Annotated in this window: 11 protein-coding genes and 1 pseudogene; 9 read left to right on the plus strand and 3 right to left on the minus strand. The window is 48.1% G+C overall.

What is annotated here, in order from left to right; genetic code table 11:
• Positions 1-9 precede the first annotated feature (9 nt).
• Entirely contained in the window at positions 10-375 is a 366-nt protein-coding gene (locus BST81_RS24545; protein WP_075601147.1) for a recombinase family protein, read from the minus strand.
• Here BST81_RS24545 and BST81_RS28275 point away from each other — a divergent pair.
• The 6 genes from BST81_RS28275 to BST81_RS24575 all read left to right on the plus strand — a co-directional run bounded on the left by BST81_RS28275 (position 374) and on the right by BST81_RS24575 (position 6,360).
• On the plus strand, positions 374-541 hold the full coding sequence (locus BST81_RS28275) for a hypothetical protein (protein WP_171974843.1): 168 nt from the start codon (positions 374-376) through the stop codon (positions 539-541). The two genes, BST81_RS24545 and BST81_RS28275, sit on opposite strands and share 2 nt — an antisense overlap.
• A gap of 71 nt (positions 542-612) precedes the next feature.
• Complete coding sequence (locus BST81_RS24550) at positions 613-864, plus strand: 2Fe-2S iron-sulfur cluster-binding protein (RefSeq protein ID WP_171974844.1); 252 nt, start codon at positions 613-615, stop codon at positions 862-864.
• Positions 865-1,122: 258 nt separating this feature from the next.
• The gene (locus tag BST81_RS24555; protein WP_075601149.1) at positions 1,123-3,030 is read left to right on the plus strand and encodes a transketolase C-terminal domain-containing protein; all 1,908 of its coding nucleotides are present in this window, start codon (positions 1,123-1,125) and stop codon (positions 3,028-3,030) included.
• 868 nt (positions 3,031-3,898) lie between these two features.
• The gene (locus BST81_RS24565) at positions 3,899-4,345 is read left to right on the plus strand and encodes a cupin domain-containing protein (RefSeq protein ID WP_075601151.1); all 447 of its coding nucleotides are present in this window, start codon (positions 3,899-3,901) and stop codon (positions 4,343-4,345) included.
• A gap of 27 nt (positions 4,346-4,372) precedes the next feature.
• Positions 4,373-4,774 (plus strand): ester cyclase, encoded by a 402-nt coding sequence (locus tag BST81_RS24570; protein WP_075601152.1) that lies wholly within the window; start codon positions 4,373-4,375, stop codon positions 4,772-4,774.
• 599 nt (positions 4,775-5,373) lie between these two features.
• The gene (locus BST81_RS24575) at positions 5,374-6,360 is read left to right on the plus strand and encodes an alpha/beta hydrolase (RefSeq protein ID WP_075601153.1); all 987 of its coding nucleotides are present in this window, start codon (positions 5,374-5,376) and stop codon (positions 6,358-6,360) included.
• A gap of 115 nt (positions 6,361-6,475) precedes the next feature.
• On the opposite strand, the gene BST81_RS24580 is transcribed toward BST81_RS24575, so the two are convergent.
• Both BST81_RS24580 and BST81_RS24585 read right to left on the minus strand, forming a co-directional pair.
• The gene (locus BST81_RS24580; protein WP_075601154.1) at positions 6,476-6,889 is read right to left on the minus strand and encodes a hypothetical protein; all 414 of its coding nucleotides are present in this window, start codon (positions 6,887-6,889) and stop codon (positions 6,476-6,478) included.
• 43 nt (positions 6,890-6,932) lie between these two features.
• Entirely contained in the window at positions 6,933-7,565 is a 633-nt protein-coding gene (locus tag BST81_RS24585; protein ID WP_075601155.1) for a class I SAM-dependent methyltransferase, read from the minus strand.
• 140 nt (positions 7,566-7,705) lie between these two features.
• Here BST81_RS24585 and BST81_RS28615 point away from each other — a divergent pair, with 140 nt between their 5' ends.
• From BST81_RS28615 to BST81_RS29010, 3 genes and pseudogenes are all read left to right on the plus strand, one after another.
• Complete coding sequence (locus BST81_RS28615) at positions 7,706-8,098, plus strand: hypothetical protein (protein ID WP_075601156.1); 393 nt, start codon at positions 7,706-7,708, stop codon at positions 8,096-8,098.
• Complete coding sequence (locus BST81_RS24595) at positions 8,098-8,427, plus strand: hypothetical protein (RefSeq protein ID WP_075601157.1); 330 nt, start codon at positions 8,098-8,100, stop codon at positions 8,425-8,427. The genes BST81_RS28615 and BST81_RS24595 overlap by 1 nt, the downstream gene beginning before the upstream one ends.
• Positions 8,428-8,454: 27 nt before the next feature.
• Positions 8,455-8,625, plus strand: a pseudogene (locus BST81_RS29010) (ISKra4 family transposase); the annotation flags it as partial.

Raw genomic sequence — 8,625 nt, forward strand, 5'->3', positions numbered from 1 at the left:
TTCTTTGCTTTATGGATCAGACTCTGGTTCACACTTGGGCTCTGAGAGCCGAGCTGTTTTTCCATAGAGCCGATCAAGAACCCGTTTGACTGAGATCCGCTGCCACCCTTTCCCGCGTTTTGTTTGATATCCCTGTTGATTGAGCCAATCTGCAATTTTTTGCAAAGACTTGCCAGATTTATGATGACGACGAATCAATTCCACGACTTCGGCCTCGGCGGGGTCGTCCTTTAGTTCACCATCCACCGATCGTTGCCCGAATGCGGGTGAGCCATACCCGACATACCCTCCCCTAGCAGCTTTGGCCTGCCGCCCTAGCACCAGCCTTGCCCAGGCATCTTGTACATTGGGGATGTCTGAATGGTCTGCTGACATGACTCTTCTTGCTTTGGAAGCTGAGGCTAATGCTAATGATTTTAGCCCCAATTATCTGGTAGCGATAGGGATGCAATGGTTGCTTTCGGTGTACTGCGTGGGTCGGCAGGATGAAATCTTAAATGCTTTTGTAGCTCAGTCCCTGCCAGCCCGAATCACCCGATAACCTTATCCTTGTGATCTTCAACCTGCATGGAAATCTACAGAATTCGCCTTCTGAATCATCGAGATTTAGATATGACCATCCCTGTATCCCATGAAGCGGATATTCTGAGTGCGCTGAAAGCCCACGGAATGGAGTTGCCTGACAGCCTCTGTCATCAAGGGAACTGTTTATCCTGTATTGGGCAACTTCTAGCCGGTGACGTTAACCAGGCCACTTCTTCCTTCTATCCGGCACATAATGGCCCTGTAGCCACAAAGTTTATCCTGCTTTGTCGGGCGTTTCCCTGTTCAGATTGCACAATTAAGACCTATCTTTTGAACTGAGAGGACCCAGTTTCAGCATAAATTACTCGCTAATCTCTGCACCAGTCCTGGTAGTATCAGCGTGGATAGAGTCAGCAGTCCCAACCTTTGGTGATGTCAATTTAAATTTTTAATGGTGATTCCCATACCTGCTTGCCTCACAGATGTTGCATAATGCCCAGATTTAGCATGCTACACCTCTAATCAGGCACAGGATGAAAACTCATTTTGAATTGGTATGACTCTCCTGTATCCCCTTAATTTTTGCCGGACAAACCCATGACGACCTCTTCTTTTCCCATTGACCTCAGTGCTTACAAGCTCCTGACGCTTGATCCAACCCAGTCCACGCTCACCGCCGAGCAGCGGGAGGCCCTGAAAGCGAATATCCAGCTCTGCCGGGATGCGATCGTTTTCTTTACGGCTACTGGCGCTGCAAGAGGAGTTGGTGGTCATACGGGTGGTCCTTACGACACAGTGCCGGAAGTGATGATTCTAGATGCCTTCTTCCGGGGGGCAGCGGATCAGTTTGTCCCGATCTTCTTCGATGAGGCCGGACATCGGGTGGGGACCCAGTATCTGATGGCGACCTTACACGGTGAATTGCCTGCTGAAAATCTTCTGCGCTACCGGGAAGCCCACGCCCATCTCCCCGGCCACCCTGAACTGGGTCTGACCCCTGGCGTTAAGTTCAGTTCTGGTCGCCTGGGGCACATGTGGCCCTACGTGAATGGGGTAGCCCTGGCAAATCCCGGTAAAGTTGTCTTCTGTCTCGGTTCGGATGGCTCCCAACAGGAGGGCAACGATGCAGAAGCCGCCAGACTGGCGGTGGCTCAGCACATCAACGTGAAGCTGATCATTGACGACAACGATGTGACGATCGCGGGTCACCCCTCCAAGTACCTGGGCGGTTACACGGTGGCCAAAACCCTGGCGGGTCATGGTTTGAAGGTGCTGGAAGGGGATGGGGAAGATCTGGATAGCCTGTACCGCAATCTTTGTGAAGCAGTGATGACTCCTGGTCCGATCGCCGTGATCAACAAGCGCCCCATGTGTGTCGGCATTGACGGACTGGAAGGCTCAACCCACGGTCATGATGTGATTTCCGTGGAGAAGGCGATCGCCTATCTGGAAAAACGGGGTCACGGGGCCGCTGTGGAATTCCTCAAGGGCATCCAGAAGCCGAAAAACACCTACACCTTCATCGGTTCCAGCGATAAGTGGGACTCCAACCGCAACGTCTTTGGAGATGCAGTTGTGGGAATTCTGGGGAAAATGAGTGAGGCCGATCGGAAAGCCAAGGTTCTGGTGGTAGACAGTGACCTGGAAGGCTCCTGCGGTTTGAAGAAGATCCACGATGCTCACCCAGAAGTCTTTATTCCCGCTGGCATCATGGAACGGGGCAACATTTCTGCTGCTGCCGGGTTTGGCATGGAGAAAGGCAAGCAAGGCATTTTTGCCACCTTCGCCGCTTTCCTGGAGATGTGCATCTCAGAAATCACGATGGCACGGTTGAACTACTCCAACCTGCTCTGCCACTTCTCCCACTCCGGCATTGATGACATGGCCGACAACACCTGCCACTTCGGTCTGAACAACTTTTTTGCCGACAATGGGCTGGATGATGGTTATGAAACCCGGCTCTACTTCCCTGCCGATGCTGGACAGATGAAAGCAGTCGTGGAAGCCGTGTTCTTCGATCCGGGCCTACGGTTCATCTTCTCCACCCGCTCCAAGACCCCCTATGTGCTGGATGCCAGTGGCAACAATCTGTATGGCGAGTCGTACCAGTTTGTCCCTGGGAAAGACGAAGTGGTGCGGGAAGGAACCGCAGGCTACATTGTCAGTTTCGGAGATGCCCTCTATCGCTCTCTGGATGCGGCAGAACGGTTGAAACAGGAAGGGATTGATGTGGGGGTGATCAACAAGCCCACCCTGAATGTGGTCGATGAGGACATGCTGCAGAAAGTAGGGTCCAGCCCATTTGTGCTAGTGGTGGAAGCCTTCAACCGTCGCACCGGTTTGGGCAGTCGCTTTGGCTCCTGGTTGTTGGAGCGAGGGCTGACACCGAAGTTTGCCCACCTGGGTACCCACAAAGAAGGCTGCGGCGGATTATGGGAACAGTTCCCCCACCAAGGCATTGACCCCGTGGGCATCATCAGCAAGGTGAAGGAACTGGTGGTGTAGCGTCTTCTGCAGAATGGCCTACAGGTTTTCAGTTGGGCCAGCACCTTAGAGCAAGAATTTTGGGCTTTGCTGAATGCAAATATGAATTACCCTCATCCCCAACCCTTCTCCCGCAGGAGAAGGGAGCTAAAACTCTTGTTCCCTCTCCTTTGGGAGAGGGCTAGGGTGAGGGCTGCATAAGGCTTAAGCACGAAAATCATCCTTCTATTCAGCAACGCCGAATTTTGCATTCTTGATCGCATAAATCAGAACCTCTGAGATTACCGGAATGGATATGTCCTTCCAGTCTCAGGGGTTTTTCATTAATAGGGGCGAGAGCCTGAGTAATATTCGGTTCAGGGATATTTTGCGATCGTGTTTTTTGGCAGGACCTGCAGGGGCGATCGACCTTCCTTTGGCTAATCAGTTTTTGGAGGTCAACCACGATATGGGTAGTGCTGCTGATCGCTTTGTTTGGGGCTGCACAATAGCTCTCTTTTCAATTCAACAGTTCTAGATGACTCCCTTCAACAGGTCCAGGACACGACCTTATCTAGTGGTAAGTCAATCAATGATTGACGGGCAGCCAAAATCCAGGTTGTTGATTGGGGTTAAATTTTGCGGGTCTTCGACCCGTCAAAATTTTCCTGACGGAACACTAGCACCGCACAAGTTGGGTGTTAGCTTGCCAGCCCACCGCCTCTTTCCAACAGCCAATTCATCCATTCTTGATAATTTGCGGAGAGACCATAAAGACTAGACTGTAGCCGCCTGGTAATAACTTTGGAAACCAGAGATCCAGCTTAAATGTTTGCCCGTACATAGAAGCATCAGCTTTAGCAACAACATTTTGCTAGAGCAACCAAAACCCTAAAGCAGGAATAGGAATATGCTGATATTAAAACGTGAAGAAGGTCAGAGGGTACAAGTTTTGAGTGATCGGGTGTGCATCAAATTAAAGTCTGCCCACTCGTTCAATAGCATGACAGTTGCGACTGTTGATGTTCCTCCAAATGGTTATGTGCCTCCCCATACGCATACCAAAGAAGAAGAAAGCTTCTATATGCTAGAAGGTTCAATGGTGATGTATTTGAATGGTGAAGAGTTTACGATCGAGCCAGGTGACTTTGTACATGTGCCTGCAAAAACACCCCACGGCTATAAGAACAATTCCAACCAAGCCGTCAAGTTTCTGGCATGGACGATCGGAGGCGCAATTGACGAGTTTTTCATCGAAATGTCAGATAAAGTTAGAGATTTACCTGACGATCTATCTAAAATTTCTGCAATTCTTGAGAAGCATGGTATTCAAATGAATGAACCACTTGAGATGTAGTTTTCCTGCTTGACTTTGGATAAGCAAATGACAAATCAAGAGAGCAATAAAAATCTCATAAGGCATTGGCTTGCCAATGGCAATAATGGATTTTCTGCTGGCTTTAAAGATTATATATCTTTAGATTTTGTTGGCCACAGTCGAGACGGCGTGATTGATTTTCATGAGCTTCAGCGATTGGAGTTGGCATTCGTAGAAGCGTTTCCAGACTCTCATTATTCAGTAGAAGATTTGATCGCTGAGAATGATAGAGTTGTTCTTCGTGTCACAACAAGAGGAACTCACAGAAAAGAGTTTCACGGTATCGCCCCTACGAATCGAAAAGTAGAGTTTACCGGCATCGTTATCTACAGAATTCAGGATGGCAAAATTGTGGAGTGTTGGGATGAAATAAACTTTGCTCATTTATGGAAGCAAATAACTGAGTAAGAGCTGCTTTATAAGTAATCGGGTGAGATTAATTATAAAAATGGGGGTCTGGGGGCTTTTGCTGGCGCAACGCTTCGCGAACGTCCCCAGGAATGGGGCGTGCCCCCTTCACCCCTACACCTATCCTCGATTTAATTGTGCCGAGTTACTTAAAGAGAAGCCTGATTGACTAACAAAACTTTTCCCGTAGTAGCACGGCAAGCTTAAACTGTAGGTATATTCAAAGGCGAGTGAAGCCATGAGGCGTTGCTGAATCACGGTATGATTTGCCCGATCTGAACGTGAGGGAGACGCTCCCACTCCCCATCAATGACAACTCTAGTGGTCAGTCAATCAATGATTGACGGGCAGCCAAAATCCAGGTTGTTGATTGGGGTTAAATTTTGCGGGTCTTCGACCCGTCAAAATTTTCCTGACGGAACACTAGTAGTATGAGCATCTTCCTCACGCTCCTGATTCATTCCTTCATTCAGCAACGCCCACGGTCGTTGTTTAGCATAACAAACCTGTTTGAGGGAACTATCAGAAGATCTGGGTATGGACACAAGGGTCACTAACAGCCACTCAGCAGGAACGTTAGCTAGAAAAAAGGGGGGACGGTGGCTATCTCAATTCAGGTTCTTCTGTTAGTTGCTACAACATCTTATCAAGCGATCGCTAGCTGGCTCGAAGATCGCCCACCCCCACCCGGTCAATTGTTTGATGTCGGTTCATATCGACTCCATCTTTACACTGTGGGAGAATCTAGTCCAACCATTGTCCTGGATCATAGTTTAGGAGGAATAGAGGGCTACTTCCTAATTCAGGAATTATCAAAATTAGCCCGAGTTTGTATCTACGATCGAGCTGGATATGGATGGAGTGATCACAGCCCATATCCTCGAACCAGCCATCAAATTGTGAAGGAATTAGATACTCTCCTCGAACAAGCGGCCATCAAACCACCCTACATTTTGGTAGGTAATTCGTTTGGTAGCTATAATGTACGGCTCTATGCTCATCTGTTTCCTGAGAAAGTTGTAGGTATTGTACTCACAGATGCACTACATGAAACAGGAATGCTCAGGATGTCTATTCCATTACAGGCTTTGAAACTCTTTTTCATCTCAGGCTTTGTGATGTCCATTTTAGGTTCAATGCTTGGGATTATCCGACTTCTAAGAGTTTTTGGAATATTTGAGTTGTTAAAGCCTGAATTACGCCGCTTTTCTCAAGCTTCTCTCAATGGGGTGAAACGTTCCTTCTGTCGTGCCAAACATTGGATTACGATGAGTCGAGAGATGATAAATTTAGACAAAAGTGCGTGTCAGGTTAGTGTAGCCAAACATTTTGGCACAGTTCCCATCGCAAGCATTAAAGCCAATTCATTCTTCAAACCTTCCTTTTGGACTATCTTTATTCCCCTAAAAGATGCTAATAAGTTGCGGGAGAAGATGCACTTGGATTTATGCAACCTATCAACTAATTGTCTTCAAGTTGAAGCGGGTGAAAGTGGTCATTTTGTGTGGATAGATCAACCTGATGTCATTGTGGATGCCGTGAAAACTGTACTCAACAAAATCGACTCTTCTAGTCGTCTTCAGTAAAGCTTGGCTCCCCTTCTCCCTTTTTGGGAGAAGGGGCTGGAGGATGTAGACGCGCAGCGGCTTCCCCTTGGGTGGGCAACCTTGCAAAACTGGGATGCTCTCGATGCAGTTAGACTTAACCCCGGCCCGGCTTAAATTGTTTAAAATAAGGCTTGGCAGATTTCAAACACAAGGTTCCTTCAGGGATGATGGCATCCTGAGAACTGGATGGGTCCAGTTGATAGTCACTCCACATCTGATCTTTGCCGAACCGTAAAACCTGATCAGACTGTTGCATAATCAGCACGCCTTCAAAGGTATGCACACGATAGACATTAGGTTGTTTCAAAACAGGTAGTAAGGAAGCAATGCTCACTCCATATTTGGAATAACCGATATAACAAAACTTATTTTCACTCCCAATGATCCTGATCGATTTACTTGTTCCCAGCCAGTAGGTTCCTGGTTGGAGGGGGATCTGGGCGATCGCAGCTTCACCTGACCATAAAGCTGCAGACAGAACTAATACGGACAAAGCCTGCAATTTCATGATTGTCTACCTCATCTCAGCCAAAAGAATCTCAGCCAATTACTTATACCGATGCAGAAAAAGCAGGGTCCGGAACAAATAGGGTTAACAGAACAGGTCCTAGAAGGTAATGATGCCCCAGGCAACGTAATCCAGCCTGTGCCCCAAGCTGCTCCCGCGATTGAGGACTATAAAACTGGATATTACCGGGTAAGCTGGCCCGAAATGAAGGCTGGGTCAGGCAACTGGGGGTAAAATCAGCCAAATAAAAGCGACCCTCCGGTTTCAGAACCCGTCGCACCTCTGTGAGAACCCGTTCCGGGTGGGGGTAATGGAGAAAACTGATCGTGTTGAAAACGGCCTCAAACTGCTCTTCGGTAAAGGGCAGCGCTTCCCCATTCCCCTGGACAAAAATCAGCCGGGGGCGATGGCGGTTGGAGCGTCGGGCCTGACGGATCATCTCTGGAGACAGATCAAACCCCGTTCCCTGTAGATCGGGATAGTGGGCTGCTAACCGATTCAGTAGACGACCTGTACCACAACCCAGATCCAGTACCTGGGGACGATCGGAGAATTGGACGTAGGTCAACAACCGCTGGTGGATGGCCTGATAGAACACCGATGGAAACAGCCAATCATATCGGGGAGCCCAGCGATCGAACACCCACTGTTTCTGTTGCAGGATGGGATTGGTCATAGCAAGTTTTAGCAGGAAACCCAGTTTAATACCGATACCTGATCACGCTCAAGCCAATTGCCGTATTTTTTGCATAATTCCTGAATCGGCAGACATATTAATTCAGCAGGTGACCATTAATTTGAGGCTGAACCGTCATTATGTCAAATGCTGCTTCAAAACAGATGCTTGACTTTCAGGCAATTCGTTCAATCACAGTCTATCAATATTGGCGTTGCAACGCTTGCATTGCAAGGTACGAGAGGAGGCAAACCGATAGTGAAGAATTTAGACTTCTGGAGTATAACTGGACACCTAATTTCCGTTGGGATCTGAGTGAATGCACAGACAAAGAATATAACCACAAATCTCGGAAGGATTTTGGGCTCTCTCCAGAAGATATTGCCACCAGAGAAGATCTAATCGTTGCGGGAAGGTATTTCCAAAGTTTTGGAGGAGGGTGGGGGCAGGAAAGAAGTAATGCCAGACCCGATTGCAGCGGGGGAATAGTTCCATTTCTACAACAATTCTTTTTGTCAGAGAGGATTTTCTAATGGTAGACAAAACCTGTTTAGAAATGGCTAGGCAGGGCAATCCACAAGCAATTGCTACTTTAATTAGCCAGCGCCTCCAACCAAGGGGAATTACAACCAAGGCACTCCTAAAAGATAGTTGTCTACAGATTTTACTGGAGTCTAAAGACATTCCTGATCCGCAGATTGTTGCTTTTATTCAGAAGGGAATAGCAAGCCTAAACCTTCGATCTGTGACACGTTTAAGAGTTTATGGTCGCCAAATTGGGCAGCAGCGATTGAGTGCATCCCACTTTTGCGATGAGTATAAGTGCTTAGAGCTGTGTTTGAAAGAGCGCGCTAAACTTTGAGCATTCCTGCTTTGGTCAACCACGCTTATGGACCCTGAGAAAAAAGCCCAAATTCAAGCCCACGCCCGTGCCCTTGCCGCCTTGCTATACGAGGAAACCGACCCGGAGCAAGTGAAAACATTGGCAGGGATTGAGGCAGCAGTGAGAGGGCATCTGCTGGAACACGTCGGTCCAGAGATCGGGGATTTTTTATTGCAA

This window comes from Leptolyngbya sp. 'hensonii', assembly GCF_001939115.1.
In the GTDB taxonomy this organism is placed as follows: Bacteria; Cyanobacteriota; Cyanobacteriia.